16 protein-coding genes, 1 tRNA gene and 1 CRISPR repeat array are annotated in these 20832 nt (G+C 54.6%); of the genes, 12 read left to right on the top strand and 5 right to left on the bottom strand.

The genetic code is table 11. The features are described 5' to 3' along the window. Nucleotides 1-14: 14 nt before the first annotated feature. Nucleotides 15-1886, bottom strand: a complete 1872-nt coding sequence (locus B3075_RS02035; protein WP_290492007.1) for a M60 family metallopeptidase — start codon at nucleotides 1884-1886, stop codon at nucleotides 15-17. Nucleotides 1887-2057: 171 nt separating this feature from the next. Here B3075_RS02035 and htpG point away from each other — a divergent pair, with 171 nt between their 5' ends. Together htpG and B3075_RS02025 are read left to right on the top strand one after the other, a co-directional pair. Further along, nucleotides 2058-3899 carry a molecular chaperone HtpG gene (htpG, locus tag B3075_RS02030; protein ID WP_102758440.1) on the top strand — a complete coding sequence of 614 codons (1842 nt, stop codon included), beginning with the start codon at nucleotides 2058-2060 and terminating at the stop codon, nucleotides 3897-3899. An 83-nt stretch (nucleotides 3900-3982) separates the two neighbouring features. Continuing rightward, nucleotides 3983-4810, top strand: coding sequence for a potassium channel family protein (locus tag B3075_RS02025; RefSeq protein WP_290492006.1), 828 nt, complete (start codon nucleotides 3983-3985; stop codon nucleotides 4808-4810). A gap of 53 nt (nucleotides 4811-4863) precedes the next feature. Here the strand turns inward: B3075_RS02025 and B3075_RS02020 are convergent, their stop codons facing one another. Then, nucleotides 4864-5493, bottom strand: a complete 630-nt coding sequence (locus B3075_RS02020; protein WP_290488349.1) for a PEP-CTERM sorting domain-containing protein — start codon at nucleotides 5491-5493, stop codon at nucleotides 4864-4866. Between the two features lie 193 nt (nucleotides 5494-5686). Here B3075_RS02020 and B3075_RS02015 point away from each other — a divergent pair, with 193 nt between their 5' ends. Then, complete coding sequence (locus tag B3075_RS02015) at nucleotides 5687-6757, top strand: tyrosine-type recombinase/integrase (RefSeq protein WP_290488348.1); 1071 nt, start codon at nucleotides 5687-5689, stop codon at nucleotides 6755-6757. A gap of 71 nt (nucleotides 6758-6828) precedes the next feature. Continuing rightward, a CRISPR array of direct repeats spans nucleotides 6829-7722; the repeat unit is 36 nt; unit sequence GTTTTGCCTTGAATCCAAAATAAGGCACAGTACAGT. 60 nt (nucleotides 7723-7782) lie between these two features. Here B3075_RS02015 and cas2 read toward each other — a convergent pair. The 3 genes from cas2 to cas9 are packed head-to-tail and all read right to left on the bottom strand — an operon-like array spanning nucleotide 7783 to nucleotide 12360. After that, nucleotides 7783-8115, bottom strand: coding sequence for a CRISPR-associated endonuclease Cas2 (gene cas2, locus B3075_RS02010; protein WP_290488990.1), 333 nt, complete (start codon nucleotides 8113-8115; stop codon nucleotides 7783-7785). Beyond that, entirely contained in the window at nucleotides 8082-9017 is a 936-nt protein-coding gene (cas1, locus tag B3075_RS02005) for a type II CRISPR-associated endonuclease Cas1 (protein ID WP_290488989.1), read from the bottom strand. The genes cas2 and cas1 overlap by 34 nt, the downstream gene beginning before the upstream one ends. Nucleotides 9018-9027: 10 nt before the next feature. Continuing rightward, the gene (cas9, locus tag B3075_RS02000) at nucleotides 9028-12360 is read right to left on the bottom strand and encodes a type II CRISPR RNA-guided endonuclease Cas9 (protein ID WP_290488987.1); all 3333 of its coding nucleotides are present in this window, start codon (nucleotides 12358-12360) and stop codon (nucleotides 9028-9030) included. Between the two features lie 363 nt (nucleotides 12361-12723). Between cas9 and alr the strand changes: the two genes are divergently transcribed. The 9 genes from alr to B3075_RS01955 form a co-directional block, all read left to right on the top strand. Beyond that, complete coding sequence (gene alr, locus B3075_RS01995) at nucleotides 12724-13830, top strand: alanine racemase (protein ID WP_102747632.1); 1107 nt, start codon at nucleotides 12724-12726, stop codon at nucleotides 13828-13830. Nucleotides 13831-13922: 92 nt separating this feature from the next. Beyond that, a complete protein-coding gene (locus B3075_RS01990) occupies nucleotides 13923-14363 on the top strand; it encodes an RrF2 family transcriptional regulator (RefSeq protein WP_094137189.1) in 441 nt (146 codons plus the stop codon). A gap of 134 nt (nucleotides 14364-14497) precedes the next feature. Then, nucleotides 14498-15784 carry an O-acetylhomoserine aminocarboxypropyltransferase/cysteine synthase family protein gene (locus tag B3075_RS01985; protein ID WP_290488984.1) on the top strand — a complete coding sequence of 429 codons (1287 nt, stop codon included), beginning with the start codon at nucleotides 14498-14500 and terminating at the stop codon, nucleotides 15782-15784. A gap of 36 nt (nucleotides 15785-15820) precedes the next feature. Continuing rightward, nucleotides 15821-16750 carry a cysteine synthase A gene (cysK, locus tag B3075_RS01980; protein WP_290488982.1) on the top strand — a complete coding sequence of 310 codons (930 nt, stop codon included), beginning with the start codon at nucleotides 15821-15823 and terminating at the stop codon, nucleotides 16748-16750. A gap of 19 nt (nucleotides 16751-16769) precedes the next feature. Beyond that, nucleotides 16770-17384: a thiamine phosphate synthase gene (gene thiE, locus B3075_RS01975; RefSeq protein WP_290488980.1), complete on the top strand. Its 615-nt coding sequence runs from the start codon at nucleotides 16770-16772 to the stop codon at nucleotides 17382-17384. 45 nt (nucleotides 17385-17429) lie between these two features. Continuing rightward, nucleotides 17430-18245, top strand: coding sequence for a hydroxyethylthiazole kinase (gene thiM / locus B3075_RS01970; protein ID WP_290488978.1), 816 nt, complete (start codon nucleotides 17430-17432; stop codon nucleotides 18243-18245). Nucleotides 18246-18550: 305 nt separating this feature from the next. Beyond that, nucleotides 18551-19015, top strand: coding sequence for a Panacea domain-containing protein (locus tag B3075_RS01965; protein ID WP_022196939.1), 465 nt, complete (start codon nucleotides 18551-18553; stop codon nucleotides 19013-19015). Between the two features lie 134 nt (nucleotides 19016-19149). After that, a tRNA-Gln gene (locus B3075_RS01960) sits at nucleotides 19150-19224 on the top strand. Nucleotides 19225-19391: 167 nt separating this feature from the next. Next, nucleotides 19392-20832, top strand: a 1441-nt coding sequence (locus tag B3075_RS01955; RefSeq protein WP_290492005.1) for a beta-N-acetylhexosaminidase, incomplete at its 3' end; no start/stop codon positions are given.

The following is a 20832-nucleotide window of genomic DNA, read 5'->3' as shown; positions in this document are numbered from 1 at the left end:
AACCTCTTAAGCTTTCATTTGGAAGGGCGTTTGCCGTACACCAGCGTACGTCTGCCGTCCCAGGAAACGGCCTCAATCCGCGTAGAGCCTTCCGGATAGGGAACCGTGGTGGAGGAATTATCCCTGGAATCCGTCCCCGCCATGGTGATGCGGACCATCTCCCTGTCTTTGTATGTTTCAAAGACGACGGCGTTTTTCCACACGTCATGGGAAATAATGCGACGATTGCCCTGCTCCGTAACGCCCTGGTTATAGACGCCGCGGACAGGCAGGCGGTTCTTGTATGCTTCCGCGCTATTGACGGAAATATAGTAAATGACGGGGCTTTCCGGCTTTTTGTACTTCCTGGCGTAGGCAATCAGGTTCTTGCAGTCGGCCTCCGTGATGGTCATGCGGGCGCAGGTGTAGTCGTCCAGTTCCTGGTCAATGGGTTTGAGCATGCCCGTTTTCCGGAAAAAATCCGTCAGATCCTGCCTGGCGGCGTCGCAGGCGTTCTTCATGAACGCAAGCTGGAGCTCGCCGTCCTTCTTGCCCCTGGTATCCATCTTGATAGCCTTATAAAAGATATCCGGATAAAAGTCGGGATTGCCCTTCCCGGCTATCTTGAAGTACAGCTCCAGCTGCCACAGGGGAGCCAGCTTGACAAAATGGTCGTGCACCATCGGACGGTTATCCCCGCCGGAACGCTTGTCCGGACCGCTCTGGACAAGCCAGTTTTCCCCCTTCAAAATGCCGTTGTTCAAGTAGGCGTTGAAGCGGCCGCCAATCATGTTGCCGTCCCCGCCGTTGATGCGTTCATGCTCCAGGCGCATGCTGGAGGGATTCAGCATGTAATTCACGTAAGCGGAGTAAATGTTATTGGTCACTTCTCCGGTGGATACCCATTTCATGGCGGGGCGCACCTGGTTGACGTGGCCGAACTCATGGGCAATCCCCCAGGCGCTGCCGGGAATCTTGTCCGGATTGCCGACCTCCTTCATGGTGCCGTTATGGAACGCGGCTCCCGTACCGTCCGCATGCATGAACCCGTTCCAGATCACACGGCCGAACATCCGGTTTTTGGGCAGCATCCTGTACTTGTACAGGCCCATGATCCGCTGCTCCATGCCGATAATCCTGTCGTACAGGGCAATGAGCTCCTCCCCCTTGTCCGGGCAGAATTGTTTAAGTTCCTCCACCGGATACACCAGATGCACGCGGTTGCCCACGATGTCCACAACTTCCGTGGGGGAGTTTTCCAGCATCCTCTTCCAGTCGCTGTTTTTGCTGACGCCTCCCACGAAAACTCCATTCACCTTGCCGGACAGAATGGACAAATGCACCTTGGGCGCTTTCTTGTAATTGGATGTGAAATACTCAATGTAGCCAAGCCCCTTGTTCTTCGCCCTGATGATGTTGACCCCCTCTTTCAGCGGATAGGAGCTGTGGCCTCCGTCCCGCCCGAAATTGTGGATAACCAGATTCAGTTTTTCACCTTTGGGATCCCCCATGACCAGCAATACGTCCTCACCCTCTTCAAAAAAGATGCCGGTGGGATTTTCAAATTTGCTGTACTGGCTGGTGCGCAGGCGTTCCGCCAGATCCTTGACCGGTTCATACGGCTCCGCCGTCAGGGCGCGGGCCTTGCGGTCAAATTTCTTCTCCGCCATCTGCTCGGCGAGCCCACGCACAAAGGGATCCTTGATTCTGGCGATGCGGTCGCGCGTGACATTGGGCTTCAACGCAAGCATGTATTCATTGGCGAACACATTGGAATCCAATGCCTTCAACCCCTCCTCCGTAATCGGCGGGCCTCCTGTTTCCTGGGCGGAAAGAACGCCGCCGCCCAACACGCCGCAGAGGGCCAGTAAAAGAATCCCCTTTTTCAACAATGGTGAGAAAATCATTTGTTAAATAATACTGTTCGGTTTCCGGAATTGTTTCAAGGAAAAACGCCCGGCCTCCATGCCCGGGAAAAAGCCCCTTTGTGTGACATGGGACGCCCGGGCCCAGGGAGAAAAACTGTCCATCCCCCTTGACGGGGGCCGTATAATGACGCTCGCAAAACATTTTTCCATATGAATACAGAAACACATCAATTTCAGGCGGAAGTCCGGCAGCTGCTGGACATTGTCATCAACGCCCTTTACAGCGACCGTGAAATCTTTGTCCGCGAGCTTGTTTCCAACGCTTCCGACGCCCTGGAAAAACTGCGTCTGAAGCAGTTGACGGATTCTAATATTTACCAGCCGGACAAGCCCCTGGAAATCACCGTCACCACGGATAAGGAAAACAAAACCATCACCATTGCGGACACCGGCATCGGGATGACGGAAGCGGACCTGGTGGAAAACCTGGGAACCATCGCCCACTCCGGCACCAAAAAATTCATGGAGGCCCTCAAGCAGAAGCAGGAAGGCGGAGCGGACCTGATTGGCCAGTTCGGCGTGGGCTTCTACAGCTCGTTTATGGTAGCGGACCGGGTGGAAGTGTTCACCCATTCCTGTGAGCCGGAAGCCGCCTCCCTGCGCTGGTCTTCCGACGGACGGGAAGGCTACAGCATCGAAACGCTGGCGGAACCGCTGGACCGGGGCACCCGCATCGTCATCCGCCTGAAAGACGAATATGAAGAGTTCTCCCAGGAATACCGCGTGAAGGAGCTCCTGCGCCGCTACTCCAACTTCGTGGGGTTCCCCCTCAACTTCAACGGAGAACACGTCAATACCGTCCAGGCCATCTGGTCCAAGTCCAAATCCGACGTGAAACCGGAGGAATATGATGAATTTTACCAGTTCATTGCCCACACGGATGAAAAGCCCCTGTCCTACATGCACTTCAGCGCGGATGCCCCTATTGCCCTGAATGCCCTGCTTTTCATCCCCAGGCGCAATCCGGAAATGTTCGGATTCGGCCGCGTGGACGCCAACGTGGCCCTGTACTGCAAGCGCGTGCTGATTGACGCCAAGCCGGAAGGCCTGCTGCCGGAATGGCTCCGCTTCCTGAACGGCGTGGTGGACAGCGAGGACCTGCCCCTGAACATTTCCCGCGAAATGCTTCAGGACAACTCCCTGGTGCGCAAAATCAGCGACATCATCACCAAACGCTTCATCAAGCATCTGGAAAAACTGGCGAAGGACGATCAGGAAACCTACAGGGAATTCTACGCGCAATTCTCCCGCTACCTGAAAGAAGGCGTCGTCACCTCCTGGCCGAACAAGGAATCCCTGGGCAAGCTGCTCCGTTTTGAATCCACGGCCACGGAACCGGGGGAAACGACCTCATTTGAAGACTACGTCACCCGCATGAAGGAAGGGCAGACGGCCATTTACGCGCTTACCGGCCCCTCCCGCTCCCATCTGGAAAACAGCCCGTACCTGGAAGCCTTCAAGGCCCGCGGCTATGAAGTGGCCTTCTTCACGGACCACGGGGACGAATTCGTGCTGGACTCCCTGTCCAGCGTGGACGGAAAGCCCGTCACGATGATCGACCGCGCCGACGTGGAACTCCCCGCCCTGGAAGAGGAACAGAAGGACGCCCTGCCCCAGGAGGAAGCCGCGGCCCTGGAAGAATGGCTGAAAGGGCTGTACCCGGACAAATTCTCCAAAGTCACCCTGGGCAAGCGCCTGGTCAGCGGAGCCGCCGTAGCCCTGCAAAGCGGCAATGACATGGGGCCGGAAATGAGGGCGTACATGAAAGCCATGGGGCAGGAAGTGCCGGAAAGCCATCCGCAGCTGGAACTGAACCCCTCCAACCCGCTGGTGAAAAAGCTTTCCGCCCTGCGGACGGAAAACCCGGAACTGGCGCAAATGGTGGCGGACCAGATCGCGAATACCGCCCTGCTCCGCGCCGGCATGCTGGACGATCCCGCCGTGCTGGCCCAGTCCTCCCAGGCCCTGATGGAACAGCTCCTGCTGAAGTAAGGGGCCCGGAGGAAACAGCCTCTTTCCCCAAGCCGCTCCCTGCCCACCCCGCCGGGGGCGGCTTTTTCATTTCTCTTCCCGCCATGAACGCGTTACGCCGCATGCCCCGCCACATTCTGTTCCTGAGGCTGGCCTATCAAGCGGGCATGTGCCTGCTGGCCCTGGTCGCCGTAACGCTGACCGCCATTGACCTGACCACGGAAGCGGCGGAATGGGAAGTCACGGCGGACCGCGTCATCTACTGGATTTTTGTGCTGGATTATGTGATCCGCTTCTCCATCAGCCGGTCCAAATGGCTCTTCGTTAAGGAACACCCCTGGGATTTACTGGCCATTATACCCTTTGACGCCCTGTTCCGCCTGTTCAGGTTCGCCTCGCTGGGGGAAATTTTAAGGCTCGCCAGGTATCTGGACCTGTTTTCCTATGCCATGAGGTTCACCACGCGCATCCGGCGTTTCTTCAACACGAACGGATTCAAGTATATCTGCATCGCCGCCCTGGTCATCATCCTGCTGGGGGCCGTAGGCATCCATCTGGCGGAAGGCATGAGCCTGCCCAACGGCATCTGGTGGTCCTTCGTCACGGCTACCACTGTAGGCTACGGGGATACCTATCCGGTCACCACTTCAGGCAAATTTCTGGCTGTATTCCTGATGCTCACGGGCATCGGATTCGTGGGAACGCTCACCAGCACCATCACGTCCTTCTTTCTGAGTCCCCACGGCGGAGAAGCGCTGCCGTACCGGGAAGAGGAAATTGAAGCCATTAAAAAGAAACTGGACGACCTTTCCTCCATGACGGATGAGGACATAGACACCATGGCGGCTCTGCTGAAAACCCTTCGGGACGCTCCCCATTCCCCTACTGAAGCAGAAAAGAAAACATCACCGCCCGGCTCTTCCAGAACCTGACGACAGGGCTTCCTCAGAGGCGCGAACAAATCTGCGGAATTACAAAAAGTCCCCTATTCCCTCCTTCGTCGCCACAACGCCGCCGTAATCCCCAGCAGGGATAACCCCGCCGCGCCAGGCTCAGGCACCTGGGAACCAAGATGGTTATAATATATGGAAACCATGCCATTGCCATATTCCTCCGCTTCAACGTGTGGATTCTTCCAATTCACCACGTGAAGCACTGACGCAACTGTTGATTTTGTAGTTGTAAACAGCAGGTAACGTCCCGGCTTCAAATCGGCAGAAGCCGTTATATCCCATTTAATTTCCTGCCATTCCATAAGTACCGTATACTGTCCAAAAAAATTAAAAGATAAAACAGCTTCACTCAAATTTCGCTCTCCCAGCTCCGCATGCAAAGTTAAATTAACTAAAGATAAACGAGGGTGATAGCCGGAGGTACCATTATAATGATTCCCCAAATATATAGTATTGCATCCTTTCAAATACCAATCAGAATCATTATTCATTATCGTCCCATCAATATCCTCATAAACAGCCTGATCATCATTCCAGATACTTTTCTCTATGTAAATTTCACTTGCCCGGCAAACTCCTCCTAAAAAACCAAAGTGAAGAAAAACACTTAGAAGAGCCGTTTTCGCCATTTTCCCTAATAAATTTTTGAAATATTGTTCCATGGGCAGAGGTATAACGGATTCCCAATCCGTACACACTTCTTCAAGGATTTAGAACAAAATCCAACATATTCGCCCTTATACTCTGCTGTAATCATTGCCCTAGATATTTTCGTTCTTGTCTGATTTTCATATTTATCCTCATCACATTTCAAGCTTGCATACGGATTGGGAATCCTCTGCTACAACGTTCTTCATGAACATACCGACTTCCTCTTTCCCCTCCGACACGGATCAGACAGGAATCCTCCTCATCCGTTCCCTGGGCATTCCTCCCATGGACGCTTTCCTTCTTCTAAAGGACCTCCTGGACACCAGCCGCGGAAGAGGCGACAGGATAACCCGGGCCAAACGCTGCATACGGCTGGGAGGAGAGGCTCTTGCCGACAGGGAAACAAGCGTGCCGTTTTCCCAGGCTGTCCGCGCCAGCCTGGAAGCAAGGAAACACCGCCGGCCCCGCACCCTGCAGGAAATCCGCTATATGGCTGCCCGGATGATGAAAAAATGCCCGGAATTGGCAAGAAAACAAGTCCGTTCCATCACGCCGGAAGATTGCGAGCGTTATCTCCGCAAAAGCTTTTCCACTCCCCGCCAGCAGCACAAGGGGCGGCTGATCCTGAGCGGCATCCTGAATTTTTCCCTGAAGCGCGGGTGGTGCCGCAGAAACGCAGCCTTTCTGGTTCCTCCCCCCATCCTCAGGGAAAAACGCATCAGGGCCCTTTCCCTGTACGAGGCAAAACGGCTTCTCCACACCGCGGAACAGTTGTTCCACGGGGCATGCCTGCCGGCCTGCGCCCTGATGCTGTACGCGGGCATACGCCCCCACGAAGTCAAAAGGCTGACCTGGAAGCACATCAACCTGAAATCCGGCCTGGTTTCACTGGCGCCCAGCCATACCAAAACAGGCGGGAGCCGCCATGTTTCCATCCTTCCCGTGCTGGGCGCCATCCTCAGCCGGACGTCTTCCGCCGGTTCCCCCTCCCGTCCCGTTTGCCCGCCCAACTGGGAAAAGAAATGGAGGGAAGTAAGGCGCCGGTCCGGCATCCTGAGAAAAAGCGGATGGGTGCAGGACGTGCTGAGGCATACCTACGCCTCCTACCACCTGGCCCATTTCTGCAATCAAAACCTTCTTCAGAAGGAGATGGGGCACTCCTCCCCCTCCCTGCTTTTGGCCCGTTATCTTAACATGGACGGAATCACCTCCGCAACCGGCGCCATGTTCTGGACGCACAGCTTCATTCCTCCCGCTCCGTTAAAGAAAGACTGACAAAAATCCGTCTGGAATTGCGCGGCCAAAGACGGACAATCCCCCTGCGTCATCAAACAGGAGGCGTATTTATTTTGTCTTGAATCCAAAATAAGGCACAGTACAGTAAATGGGTAGCGCTCAACTACGAAAAGACTGTTTTGCCTTGAATCCAAAATAAGGCACAGTACAGTGGCCACTGCGTCCTTCGGGTGGTGCGCAGTGTTTTGCCTTGAATCCAAAATAAGGCACAGTACAGTCTGGCTCCGGAAGACTGACCAAAAACAGAAGTTTTGCCTTGAATCCAAAATAAGGCACAGTACAGTTAAAAAACCCGCGGCCCCCTTGGAAACAGCGTTTTGCCTTGAATCCAAAATAAGGCACAGTACAGTGCCGTCAGAGCGAAGGACACAATCTCCGCAGTTTTGCCTTGAATCCAAAATAAGGCACAGTACAGTAGGCCGTAGCTTCTATGGATGACATGGACAGTTTTGCCTTGAATCCAAAATAAGGCACAGTACAGTATTCTCAACATGGAGGATTACAAGATTACCGTTTTGCCTTGAATCCAAAATAAGGCACAGTACAGTATCTAATCGCTTCAAAACTAGAGCAACCCTGTTTTGCCTTGAATCCAAAATAAGGCACAGTACAGTGATATTCCTTTGATAGCGTCGATGTCCATAGTTTTGCCTTGAATCCAAAATAAGGCACAGTACAGTCAGCAACGAAAAGCTTGACCCTGACTTCTAGTTTTGCCTTGAATCCAAAATAAGGCACAGTACAGTCAAGGATAATACGCTTACATTCAGGACGTTGTTTTGCCTTGAATCCAAAATAAGGCACAGTACAGTTCCCTGATGACGGGTTCCGTGTCGCATGTTGTTTTGCCTTGAATCCAAAATAAGGCACAGTACAGTTGGCACTCATACCGGAAGTCTCAATCGCGGGTTTTGCCTTGAATCCAAAATAAGGCACAGTACAGTAGATACTGTGCCTTATTTTTATGTTCAGTGACTTATAAATAAATGAGGCGTCCGATATTGTTACCAGAAGAGCATCTGCTGAGGCATGGAAACATCCTGCCGGGGACAAGACCTGCCATGAAAAACAAACATCTTATCCCACTGGATATTCGTGACGAAAAGACACCGGACAGAGCCGTCAGGCGGTATCATTTTCTGGATTCTGCGGGAGTGGGTAGCCATTCTTTCCTGAGTAACGCACGCGCGGGCATAGACGCTATACTGAATCATCGTATAGCCGTCTTCTAAAAGAGCCTTACGGAAATATTGATAGTTTTTTTTATCTTCCGGCGTGGTTGTGGGAAGATCAAAGAACACAACTAGCCAGCCCATTTTATAGTTGTCATAAGCCATGGTTCATACGGTCCGGATTGTCCGGCAAGAACTGCTTTGCGGAAACTGCGGCAAACGGCCTCTACCGCCGCTTTCAACGGCAGCTGTTTATCCCGGTACATGACAGAAGCCTGCAAGGTGGCTGTAATATGTTGCCTGAACTCACGGGTGATTTCTCCTGCTCTCTCTTCTGTTTTTCCTTCCCGCAGGCACAAATGAATCCAACGGGCCACATTGGCGTCAAAGGCAGGCCTGAAGGGTTCCATCAGATCATAAGCCAAAGGCGCTGCATGTTCCCGGGATTGATGAAAAATGCCGAAGCAGGGATCCAGCCCCAGCGCAAAGAGATATTGCAATATGCAAGACAACAGAACAGCGTACGCATAGTTGAAGAGGTTATTAACCCCCTCCTCATGACGTCCCCTGCGGAAATCGGAGTTTGCCCATGTATCCGCAAATACGCTCCAGAACAGGCGGGCGCACTCCGCTTCCCTCGCCGTCTTTTCCGTCACGGCCATTCTTTTCAGCTCCGCAATGGCGGGGTGATGCGGATTCCATGCTTGGGCCAGAGCCGTCTGATTCCCACACTTGGCATCCAAAGTCTTTTGCCAAAGGCGGTTCCGCAAACGGGCCGGCATATCCGCCAGATGTCTTAGCAGACCGGTATCCGTAGACCGATCCGCTGGCAGGAGCAGCACGGCAGGCCTGTAGCTTTCACACAGCACAAATCCTATTCTCTTCCTGGCCAGTTCTATCAGCAAATTGCTCGTGAGCGTCGCCTTAAAAGAACTGAGCACAACAGCCCCCACATCCTCCAGCGGAATCGTCCGGGGAGGATTCTCTCCATCCGCGCATCTGAGTTGTCCCTTGTCGCAGCTCAGATGGCATGTATAGGCATCTATGCTTAGAATATGGTATGACATGTAAAATGCCTTATCGTGGAGTTCCCGTATAAGAAGTAGGGTATCTTTTCATCTGGTATTTTTTTAATAAAGAAATGAGATCTACTTCACGCCAATTACATTCATGCGTCTTATTTTTAGGTACAGCGCAATGCGCTCTCTGAAGATCTAATTTTACGCCACCTTTTGAATCCTGTATGGATTCAATTCTCCATACACCTGCATGCTTGGGATCTTTGGACGAGGTTAAATGAATCAACATGCCTTTTTTCAAAATGCGCACCGGCTTGCCGCCGTTCTGTTCTTTCAGGGCCATGATTCGCTTAAACACCTTAATATGTCTGATCACCACCGGCTTGGGATCTAACACCACTCCATAATTGCCATCAATTTCTATGGCTGCCTTAAGAGCCTTCAATTTTGACGGGCCTTCCGGAAACACTCCGACCAATTTGCTTGCTTTTACCTGATTTTTTTCCTTCTTCCCATCTTTCTTTTTGGAAAGAGAAACCATGGCATCCTCCCCGCTTCCATCAACAGAAAGCACTCTCTGCATGGTTTCCTTGAGTAAAGCACCGCCCATGTCTGCAGGGACATGCTGAATGACCCTCTGCTCCATCAATTGTTCACGAATATTTTCTTTAAGAGAGGCGGAAAGATCACGCAACATCATGCGTCCATCATCATTCAGGACATAATGACGCTGATTCGCAACAGGCCTGACTTGAGGTATCAGTTTTTCCGGAATTCGGCGCATGGCAAGAACACGTCTCAGCAAACCATTATGATGAGCGGGTATGATATAGGGAATAAGCCCCAGCACACAGGCATCCAAGGCATGATGCAAATGAGTGAGAGAACGCAGGTTTTCCTTAAGAATCTTGCCGGAGTCCGGGTCGGCAGCTTCCGGGCATAATTCCTTAAAGACCCCAAAAACATCCCACGCCTTGCGAACTTCAGCAGTAACAGCGCCGGGAATCATGTCGATGTGCGCATCCGGCAGAGAGGTTTTAATAGACTTGCATGCCAGTTTCATCAGGTGGGAACTCTGCGTCATCATGCCTTCCGTCATGCCTATTTCCTTCATGGCCTCGTGATTTTGTGATTGATGTTTATGAGACAATCCCCTCACCATCAGTAAGGCTTTGCGCTTCTTTTTGCGCCTGCGGTCATCTTCATGCCCCTTCTTGTCATCCAACTTTTCAACCAATTCCCTGTAATTATTCAGGGAACAAATATGCAGGTTGGGTTTATCCGGCACAGGATTCTCCTGCTCCTGCTCCACAAAGTCGTACCCGGTGCGCTGACCTTTCATCCTGTTGACTCCCGGCCAGGTAAGAACCAGAGAAGAAAGTGCGTTAGACTGCCTGAAAGAATGGGGCACGATATGTTCCAGTTCCAGATTTTCCAGCTCATGCGTGCCATACGTTGCGCCGGTGAACGGGCATGCCCAGTTCATGTCCATGGCAATGCGGCACTTGCGTATCAGGTTGGCAGAAAGCGCTTTCCCCGGCAAATCCCGTTTTAATCTATTGACGGCATCCGTATGGCTTTTCTGGCGCAGAGTTAGTTCTCTCTGAATCTTTTTTGCTGTCATGGCGGAAAACGTCGTCAGCTCCTTGCCAACTTCCACGCAAATGCGGGAGATTCTGTCTTTTTGCCCGTCAGCGAAATCTTGAATCAGATCCTTCAGCAAGCGATCCAGAATCAACATACGGTGACGCACAAGGTGGTTGTTGGTCATCGTATCAAGACGGCGTTCTTTCTGGTGCTGATTCACGGAAGAATCCGTATCAAGGAGGCAATACAGGCAACCGTCATGCGCTTTCAGTTCCCCATCCGGATGCGCTTCCCCCCGGGCAGGACGCGTCGGATCTTCTCCATCAAGAATTTCTTCCACCACTTTTTTCAAGACGGTGCGGGCATACGGCGCACGCCCCGTCGCATATTTGGGTTTTAACGGCGTGGCGGCATAATCCAGATCTGTCTTCTTGGCTTTCTTTCGATTGGCCTGTTGATGGCGTTCTTTCTCTATTTTCTTTTCTAACGCCTCGCCAGATTCCCCACGGGACTTAAGCAAATTCAACAAATAATTCGGGGTAACGGACTTCCCGCGACGCAGACGATTGGCGGCAAGACGGTAAACAGATGGAGAAAGAGTTTCCCCGATGCCGCTTCTTTTCAGAACTTCCACGGCAGGATTCAGGTAAAGAGCCTCTTCGCTGTCAGGATGCAAAGTAAAATAGTTGCTTACATTAGTCTCTGTCTCCTTTCCCAGACGGGAAGAAATAGCCTTCTCCAGAGAGGCTTTGGTCAACTTGCCTTCCTGTCGGGCCTGATTCATCAATTCTCTGCGTATCTCTGCAGAAAGAGGTTCTCCGTCTGCGCGGATATTGCATAAAATCCGGGCCATGCGGTATTCATAAAATTCCGGGCAATTCGCCGTGGGCACCTTGGATAGTTTTTCTGCCCGTTCACGGGCGCTTTGCTCAGAATTGCCTTTCTTCAACTCAGCTTCATACACCTGCGCCCACGTGACAGGGCAGCGGCTGATGATGCGGTTATCAAAACGGGGGATTAACTGCCCGAACAAAAGACTTCCACGATAACGCCGAGCCAATTTTATCCCGTACTGAAGCAACACGCCGCGCTGTTCCGTTGTCAGAGGATGATGCTGCGCAATCAACTCTATGATCTCCGCAGTCAGCCCAGGAATCAGAGGCGCGGAAAGCTCCAATATGCGCCGTACCTCCTTTTCCACGATTAAGCGAGGAAAGGCGGTATTAAGATTTTTATAAGCCGGCGTTGAAACCTCCATCGGAGCATCCGCTTTGCCTTCTTCCAGTTTCAACTCCCGGCAAATGGTTTCCGCCATGGTCGCCGTCCCATGTTTATCCATCAAATCTTGAGCATGCTTCACTCTCTCGGTATCCTCCCCGTTCCCGCCATCTTCTGAAAGGCTGTTAGACCATGAGGCATTATTGTCGTACCCTCTGTTATGAGCATACCAGCGGAGAACATGCCAAAGCTCAATCGGGGCGAGAGTTCGATGCCCTTTTAACGCTTTTGACGCCAAATAAAAGGGAGCGGGGTGCCCGGAAGTTTCTTTCATTTCCGGCGTGATGATTTGCGCCTGAACCAGCAATCTGCCGATACGATCGATGCGAACGCGCCGGGAGCGGATATTGCGTCTCAAACGTCTGTATTCACGCCTTTTAAATGCCTGACAATCATCTTTCGGAAACAGAACCGTACCGCAACCGCAAACAGAGGGATCCGCATCATCATGGGATGCGGAAGCAATGACAGCCCATCCAATGGATGCATAACCAATATCAAACGAAAAAGTGAGAGAACGCGACATCACAAAAAACTGCTTTAATTCATATTATATGCCAATATTGCATTCCATCAAGTATTTTAAAAATTATTCCATTCAGAAAAAAACAGTTGACAAAACATCTGAACATCACTTTAATTCCCAACGGATTCAAGACAAAATTTGAAATGCAAACCGATTTTCCTGACTGCCAGCCAGTCACACCGGTAACAAAAGCATTTTTATCAAACTGCCATGTGTTTCAGCACATGGCAGTTTTTATACCTTCTGAAAGTTCGAAAGACTGACAAAAATCCGTCTGGAATTGCGCGGCCAAAGACGGACAATCCCCTGCGCCGGGAGCATCCGGCGCCCCTCTTTTTCCAACCTTTCCGCCATTTTCCAACCATGCCAGCAACCAGCCCTCCCCGCGCCTGGGCCGAAATCGACCTCGGGGCCATCCGCCATAACCTGAATGTCGTCAAGCAGGCGGCCAAAGGGGAATATTACATGCCCGTCGTGAAGGCAGGCGCCTACGGCCACGGGCTGGAACAGGTTTGCCGCACGCTGGATTCGGAAGGCATCGCTTTCTTCGGGGTGGCCAATGTAGGGGAAGCCCGGCGCATCAGCCAGGCGGGCTGCCGTACCCGCCCTTACATCCTGGGCCCCGCGTTCCCGGAGGAACGGGAGGAAATCGTGCTGAACGGCTGGCGCTCCTTCATTTCCACCATGGAGGAGGCAGAGCATTACAATTCCCTGGCGCGGCTGTACGGAAAGACGCTGCCCATCCACCTTTCCGTGGATACGGGAATGGGCCGCGGCGGATTCCTGCCGGACCAGCTTGAAGAACTGCTTTCCCGCCTGGGAGAACTGGACAGCCTGTATCCGGAAGGCCTGGGAGCACACCTGCCCTGCGCGGACGAGGACCGGGAAATCACGCTCAGGCAAATCGCCCTCTTTGAACGGATGGCCGCCCGCATCCGGGAGAAACTGCCCTTGAAGTATTGCCACCTGGCCAACAGCGCCGCCTCCCTGGATTATGAAATTCCCTCCAACAACATGTGCCGCCCCGGGCTGGTGCTGTACGGGTTTTCCCCCATTGACTCCCCATGGGCCTCTCAATTAAGGCCGGCCATGGCTCTTTTTTCCCGCCTGACGGTGGTGCGCACGCTGCCGGAAGGCCACGGCATTTCCTACGGGGGCACTTATGTGACGGACCATCCCACCAGGGTGGCGACCGTGGGCATAGGCTATGCGGACGGCTACCTGCGTTCCCTGGCCCATAAGGGCGCCCGCGTCATGGTGGACGGGGTTTCCTGCCCCCTTCTCGGGCGCGTGACGATGGACCAGATCATCGTGGACGTCAGCCGGGCGCCGCACGCGGAACCGGGCATGACCGCAGAAATCATGGGGCCGCATATCCCCGTGACGGAACTGGCTGAAAAGGCCGGCACCATTTCCTGGGAAATTTTTACCGGAATAGGCCCCCGGGTTCCCCGCCATTACAATTATTAGACTTTCAACCGGGGAAGAAGTCCGCCATTCCGCGTGGAACCTTCATTCCCTATTGACGGGCATCCGGAAATATCGTTTATTTAACCGATATGATGAAGGTTTCTACCAGAGGACGTTACGCATTGCGCCTGATGATTGATCTCGCCCACCACCGCAACGAAGGCTACGTTTCCCTGAAGGAGATTTCCGCCAGGCAGGACATTACCGTACGTTATCTGGAACAGATTATCGCCATCCTCCTGAAAGCGGGATTTGTCCAGAGCTTCCGGGGAAAGGCGGGAGGATACCGCCTTTCCAGACATCCGCGCGAATACACCACGGAAGAAATCCTGAAACTGACGGAAGGCTCCCTTCTGCCTATTTCCTGCACGGCTCCCCACGAAAATCCGTGCCCGCGGGCGGCAGGATGCGCCACGCTGCCTTTCTGGCGCGGGCTCCAGCAAGTCATTGAGAATTATTTGCGCCGCGTAACGCTGGAAGATCTGGCCGAACAGCAGAAGGAAATCGGCTGCGACTACGGAGCCGGCATTTAAGCAGCGGCCGCGGGCCTGAACATTTCTCCACCTTTTCCCATTCCGGCCCATGTCCCGTTTTTTTTACCCGGAGCTTGACATGGGCTTTTCTTTTCGTTATCTATTTCCTAGTTTTCCGATAGGAATATAAAAACATGAGCAAGAACCATCGATTTGAAACACGCCAGATCCACGTGGGTCAGGAAAGTCCGGACCCGACTACCGATGCGCGCGCCGTACCTATTTACGCCACCACTTCCTATGTCTTCAAAGACTCGGAACAGGCGGCGGCCCGTTTTGCCCTGGCGGAGCCGGGCAATATTTATAACCGCCTGATGAACCCAACCGCAGATGTTTTTGAACAACGCATCGCCTCCCTGGAAGGAGGGGCGGCCGCGCTGGCCGTATCCACCGGGGCCGCCGCAGTTACGTATGCCATCCAGAACATCGCCCGGGCCGGGGACCACATTGTTTCTTCCTCCACCGTATATGGCGGAACGTACAATCTTTTCGCCAATACGCTGGCGGATGCCGGCATAGAAACCACTTTCGTGGACGCGAGGGACGTTCAGAATTTTTCCAGGGCCATCCGGAACAATACCAAGGCCCTGTACGTGGAAAGCCTGGGCAACCCGAATTGCGACATTGTGGATATGAAAGCGCTGGCGGAAGTGGCGCACGCCCACGGCATCCCGCTCATTGTGGACAGCACGTTCGCCACGCCCTTCCTGTTCCGCCCCTTGGAACACGGAGCTGACATCGTGGTGCATTCCGCTACCAAATTCATCGGCGGCCACGGCACGGTGATGGGCGGCGTGATTGTGGACGGCGGCAAATTCGACTGGACGCAGAACGACAAGTTCCCAGGCATCAGCAAGCCCAACCCCAATTACCACGGAGCCGTGTTCGCGGAGGTATGCGGCAATCTGGCCTATATCGTCAAAATCCGGGCCACCCTGCTGCGGGACACGGGAGCCACCATCAGCCCGTTCAATTCCTTCCTGCTTCTCCAGGGGCTGGAAACACTTTCCCTGCGGGTGGAACGCCATGTGCAGAACGCTCTGCGCGTAGCGGACTATCTGGCCGCCCATCCCCAGGTGGAAAAAGTGAACCATCCCTCCCTGCCGGACCATCCGGACCACGACCTTTACAAGAGATACTACCCGAACGGGGGCGGCTCCATTTTCACCTTTGAAATCAAGGGTGGCGCGGAAAAAGCTCGCAAGTTCTGCGAAAGCCTGGAACTATTCTCCCTGCTCGCGAACGTGGCGGACGTCAAGTCCCTGGTGATTCACCCTGCCTCCACCACCCACTCCCAGATGACGGAGGAAGAACTGAAGGCGGGGGGCATTACGCCATCCACTGTGCGGCTCTCCATCGGGACGGAACATATCGACGATATTCTGGAAGATCTGGAACAGGGCTTCCGCGCCATTCTCTAACGATTTGACGGCAGCAACGCTCTTTCCCTACAAGCCATGAAAATTTACAAAAACATTACGGAACTGATCGGCGGCACCCCGTTGCTGGAACTGACCAATTACGAACGCAGGAACGGCCTGAACGCCACCATCCTGGCCAAGCTGGAATACCTGAACCCCGCCGGCAGCGTGAAAGACCGCATTGCCCAGGCCATGATTGACGCGGCGGAAGCCGCCGGAGAGCTGAAGCCGGATTCCGTCATCATTGAGCCCACCAGCGGAAACACGGGCATCGGCCTGGCGGCGGTGGCCGCTTCACGCGGGTACCGGATTATACTGACCATGCCGGAGACGATGAGCGTGGAACGCCGCAACCTCCTGAAAGCCTACGGCGCGGAACTGGTGCTGACGGACGGCGCGCTGGGCATGAAAGGAGCCATCGCCAAGGCGGAGGAACTGGCCGCGGGACTGCCCAACAGCTTTATCCCCGGCCAGTTCGCCAACCCGGCCAACCCGGAAGCTCATTTCCGCACCACAGGCCCGGAAATCTGGAATGATACAGAAGGCAAAGCGGATATTTTTGTGGCGGGCGTGGGTACCGGAGGAACGATCACAGGCGTGGGCAAATACCTTAAATCCCGTAATCCGGACATCCGGGTCGTGGCTGTGGAGCCGTTCTCCTCCCCCGTGCTGACCCAGGGCACGGCCGGCCCCCACAAGATTCAGGGCATTGGCGCGGGATTCGTTCCGGAAACGCTGGACACCTCCGTGTACGATGAAGTCATCACCGTCACCAATGAAGACGCTTTCGCTACAGGGAAAGAGCTGGCGCGCACGGACGGCGTGCTGGCGGGCATTTCCTCCGGCGCCGCTCTATGGGCCGCCACACAGGTGGCGCGGCAGCCGGAGAATGAAGGCAAGACCATCGTCGTCCTGCTGCCGGACACGGGGGACCGCTATCTTTCCACCCCTCTGTTTACGGACTGATTCTTTCCATTCCTTTGTCATGAAAAAATTCAACCTCCATCTCTACCTGGTTACGGATGAACCGTCCAAATGCCGCTACAGCCTTCTGGAAACCGTCCGGAAAGCGGCGGACGGGGGAGTTACCATCGTGCAGTACCGCTCCACCAACCCGGATGCGGGAACCTGTTACCGGGAAGCCCTGCCCATACGGGATTTCCTGGCCTCCCGCGGTATCCCCTTCATTGTCAATAACCGCATTGACCTGGCCCTGGCGCTGGAAGCAGACGGCGTCCACATCGGCCAGAGGGATCTTCCGGTTCCATCCGTCAGAGCCATGATCGGCCCGGATAAAATCCTGGGGCTGTCCGTCTCCAATGAGAACCAGCTCCGCGCCGTGGATGCCGCCCTGGTGGACTACCTGGGCATGGGCCCCGTCTTTCCCACCATTTCCAAGCTGAACGCCCCGCCCGTGCTGGGCGTGGAAGGCTTCTCCGCTCTGGCTTCACAGTCACCGCTGCCCGTTGTCGCCATCGGCGGTCTGGACGCGGAACGGGCCCGGCAGGTGCGCGCCACGGGAACAGCCTCCGGAATTGCCGTTGTCTCCGCCATTTGCGGAGCGGAGAACCCGGAAGCCGCCGCACGGGCTCTGGCCTGACGGGCGGACCGTGGGAAATGCCGGACACCATCATTTTTTAACGCCATGCTTTCATCAACAGACCTTGTTCAAGCCGTTGCCGCCGATCTGGAAAAAATCCGGGAAACGGCCCCGCTGGTTCTTTCCCTGACCAATTCCGTCGTCCAGCCGCTGACGGCTAATCTTCTGCTGGCCATAGGCGCTGTGCCCGCCATGCTCAACGACGCGGAAGAAGCGGCGGACATGCTCCGCAACGGAACAGGCGCCCTGCTGGTCAACCTGGGCACCGTGACGCGCGAACAGGGGGCCGCCATGCAAACAGCGGTGCGGGAAGCCAACCGGCTGAATATCCCCTGGGTGATGGATCCTGTGGCCGTAGGGGCGCTCTCCCTACGCACGCGGCTGGCGAGGCAATTAAAGGAACAGTCTCCCCGCATCATCCGCGGAAACGCTTCTGAAATCATGGCCCTGGCCGGCTATTCCTCCGTCATGAAAGGGCCGGAAAGCACCAGTTCCAGCGCAGACGCCCTGCATGCGGCCAGGGAACTGGCCCTGCACACGGGGGCGGCCGTGCTTGTTACGGGGCGTACGGACTATTCCACGGACGGCCGCCAGGTAATCGCCACGGAAAACGGACACGCCATGATGTCCCGCGTCACGGGCGTGGGCTGTTCCATGGGGGCATTATCCGCCGCCTGCGCCGCCGTTTCCCCCACTCCCCTGCAGGCGGCCGTTTCCACAGCCGTACTCATGGGCATTGCCGGAGAAATGGCCTTTGAACAGAGCCCCGCCCCCGGTTCCTTTGCCGTATCATTGCTGGACAGCCTTTACTCCCTTTCTCCGGAAGACGTTGTCCGTAGAGCGCGCTTTCTTTCCCTTTAACCGTCTCCCTCCCCCCTGGAAGGTTACGCCGCATTCATACGGCCTGATCCTGCCGGCTCCGGAGGAGGCAGGCGCCTCAGCTGAGGCTATCCGGGAGAAAGAAAGCTCCGGGGCCCGCCTCGCTGGAAAACCTGCGCCATGCTTTCAGGCGTTACGCCCACGGAGCAGGAAACAGCATCCCGGGGACCTGCCGGATCCCGCCACAGCCGTTTGCCTATCCCGACCGCCGAGCGCTGGGACTGCAAGCGGATTTAGTGTTGAGAAATACTTGCGGCTCCCTATAATAAAAAGCAATCCATTTCAGCATGGCAAACTCCACTACCACGCAAAAACTCTGCAACTGGTTCATTCAGCAGTCGAACGCCAGGGGGCACGTCCTGACGCCCGTCAAACTGAACCATCTGGTCATTCTGGCGGACTGGTGGCATCTGCACCGGACAGGCGGTTTTCTGATCAATGAACGGGTGGAAGCATGGCCTTCCGGTCCGGTACTCCCTTCCATTTATCATGAATACAAGGATCAGCCGCCCTACTCTTCCATAGAACATCCCAGCCGCCGCCAGCCCCCTTTGGAGGAGGAAACGGACATCATTCCCTTTCTGGAACATATCTGGAACTTCTATGGCAAATATACGGCCCAGCAGCTCGGACGCATCAACACCGCCCCTTCCTCCCCATGGCGGCAGGCCCAGGGCAGGCACGAACAGGCGCACCGCCAGCAAATCACAGAGGAACATGTGCAGGCGTACTTTCAAAGCCTGGCCGGATAATTCCGGAAAAAACAGCCTGCCGCTTCCCTGCACAGCCTTTTTCCAATCAAAACATATCTTTGAGTAAAAAAAAACTTGCAAAAAACGGCCGGTTCCGCTTTAATGCGCCCGCGCTTTCAAAGCGTCCGTTACATAGCCCTATAGTGTAATCGGTAACACAGCGGATTCTGGTTCCGTATTTTGGGGTTCGAGTCCTCATAGGGCTACCACTTCTAATAAAAGAGCCGTTTCTCCGGAGACGGCTCTTTTATTTTCTTTTTATTCCCGCTTCCACCGCCCCTTCCCACAAACCGGACAACAAGGAGACGGTAAAAAATCTGGAAGCAAAAGATGATTCTTTGACAGAACCTGTTTCCTCCCCGTTTATATTGGAAATATGGCACGTCTTTTATTCCTTCTCGGCGGCATTCTGTTCTCCTTCTCCCCTCCGGCAGAAGCGGCAGCCCAATACAGCATTATCCCTGAGCCGTCCAGAACGGAACTCAAGCAAGAAACAGCAACAACTTTACAGCTTCTTTCCGACCGGGAAGCTCCGTCCCTGGGAACGGACGCTTACCGGCTCACGGTCACACCGCAGGGAGCGCACCTCGCTTCCGGAGGCAAGGAGGGCAGAATTTACGGGCTGGCAACCCTCCGCCAGCTCTGGGACCAGTTGGCGGAGCAGCCGGAGGGCATCCCCTGCGGCGTCATTACGGACGAGCCGCGCTACCCCTGGCGCGGCCTCATGGTGGACCCCGCGCGGCATTTCATCCCCGTCAAGGACCTGGAAAAATTCGTGGACCTCATGGCCTACTACAAATTCAACAAGCTGCACCTGCATCTGACGGACAACCAGGGCTGGAGGCTGCCCGTGCCCGGTTACCCCAAATTGAAAAGCGTCGCCTCCAGGCGGGCGGAAAGCTTCGGAGACGGAATCCCCCACGAGGGGATGTACACCAAACAGGAATTGAAAGGCCTGGTGGAGTACTGCGCCAAGCGGGGGATTGAAGTCATCCCTGAAATAGACATGCCGGGCCACAACCAGGCGCTCCATGCCGCCTACCCGGAATTTTTCTGCTTCCCCAAACCGGACATGAACGTGAGGACGACAGCGGGAAACAGCAGGGAACTGGTCTGCCCCCAAAAGCCGGAAGTCTGGGAATTTTATGCCGCCGTTTTCAAGGAACTCAAAGATATTTTCCCGTCCGGCACGGTTCATCTGGGCGGGGATGAGGCCCCTACGGAACTCTGGGGAAAATGCCCTCTGTGCCGGGAAGCCCGGACTAAAGCAGGCATGAAAGACGAACAGGAACAAATGAGAGCCTTTTTTGCGAAAACGACAGCCCTGCTTGCCAAAAACGGACAAAAACCGCAATTCTGGTATGAGGGGAATGCCGGCATTTACCATCCGGGGGAAACGGTTTACGCCTGGCGGCAAAACCAGGCATGCCAGTCTATAGAGAAGGCCAGAAAGGCGGGATTGGACCTGATTATGGCATCCAACGAATACTGTTACCTGGATTTTCCCCAGATTCAGGGGCAGCACAACTGGGGATGGATGAAAACCACCACCCTGCAAAAATGTTATGAACTGGATCCCGCTTTTGGAAAACCGGAGAACGAGGCAGGCCATATCCGGGGCGTTCATGCCCCCATATGGGCGGAACGCCTGCCGGACCTGGACCACTTGCTTTACCGCGCCTATCCGCGCGCCTGCGCCATTGCGGAAGCCGGCTGGTCCCCGATGAACACGCGCTCCTGGGAAAACTTCCGGCGCAAGCTGGCCGACCACCGTCAATTCATCCTCAAACGCTTCAATTATGATATGGAGCGCACCA

The organism is Akkermansia sp. UBA7090 (assembly GCF_002493465.1).
In the GTDB taxonomy this organism is placed as follows: Bacteria; Verrucomicrobiota; Verrucomicrobiia; order Verrucomicrobiales; family Akkermansiaceae; genus Akkermansia; species Akkermansia muciniphila_A.
The sequence above is the reverse complement of the archived record's forward strand: the minus strand, read 5'-3'. Positions and strand labels throughout refer to the sequence as shown.

Bases quoted from the DNA above. Each gene is read 5' to 3' on its own strand.
- B3075_RS02025 (WP_290492006.1), top strand. From the start codon at position 3,983: ATGAACGCGTTACGCCGCATGCCCCGCCACATTCTGTTCCTGAGGCTG.
- cysK (WP_290488982.1), top strand. From the start codon at position 15,821: ATGAAAATTTACAAAAACATTACGGAACTGATCGGCGGCACCCCGTTG.
- cas2 (WP_290488990.1), bottom strand. From the start codon at position 8,115: ATGGCTTATGACAACTATAAAATGGGCTGGCTAGTTGTGTTCTTTGAT.
- B3075_RS02035 (WP_290492007.1), bottom strand. From the start codon at position 1,886: ATGATTTTCTCACCATTGTTGAAAAAGGGGATTCTTTTACTGGCCCTC.
- thiE (WP_290488980.1), top strand. From the start codon at position 16,770: ATGAAAAAATTCAACCTCCATCTCTACCTGGTTACGGATGAACCGTCC.
- B3075_RS02020 (WP_290488349.1), bottom strand. From the start codon at position 5,493: ATGGAACAATATTTCAAAAATTTATTAGGGAAAATGGCGAAAACGGCT.
- thiM (WP_290488978.1), top strand. From the start codon at position 17,430: ATGCTTTCATCAACAGACCTTGTTCAAGCCGTTGCCGCCGATCTGGAA.
- B3075_RS01985 (WP_290488984.1), top strand. From the start codon at position 14,498: ATGAGCAAGAACCATCGATTTGAAACACGCCAGATCCACGTGGGTCAG.
- cas9 (WP_290488987.1), bottom strand. From the start codon at position 12,360: ATGTCGCGTTCTCTCACTTTTTCGTTTGATATTGGTTATGCATCCATT.
- htpG (WP_102758440.1), top strand. From the start codon at position 2,058: ATGAATACAGAAACACATCAATTTCAGGCGGAAGTCCGGCAGCTGCTG.
- B3075_RS01990 (WP_094137189.1), top strand. From the start codon at position 13,923: ATGAAGGTTTCTACCAGAGGACGTTACGCATTGCGCCTGATGATTGAT.
- cas1 (WP_290488989.1), bottom strand. From the start codon at position 9,017: ATGTCATACCATATTCTAAGCATAGATGCCTATACATGCCATCTGAGC.
- alr (WP_102747632.1), top strand. From the start codon at position 12,724: ATGCCAGCAACCAGCCCTCCCCGCGCCTGGGCCGAAATCGACCTCGGG.
- B3075_RS01965 (WP_022196939.1), top strand. From the start codon at position 18,551: ATGGCAAACTCCACTACCACGCAAAAACTCTGCAACTGGTTCATTCAG.
- B3075_RS02015 (WP_290488348.1), top strand. From the start codon at position 5,687: ATGAACATACCGACTTCCTCTTTCCCCTCCGACACGGATCAGACAGGA.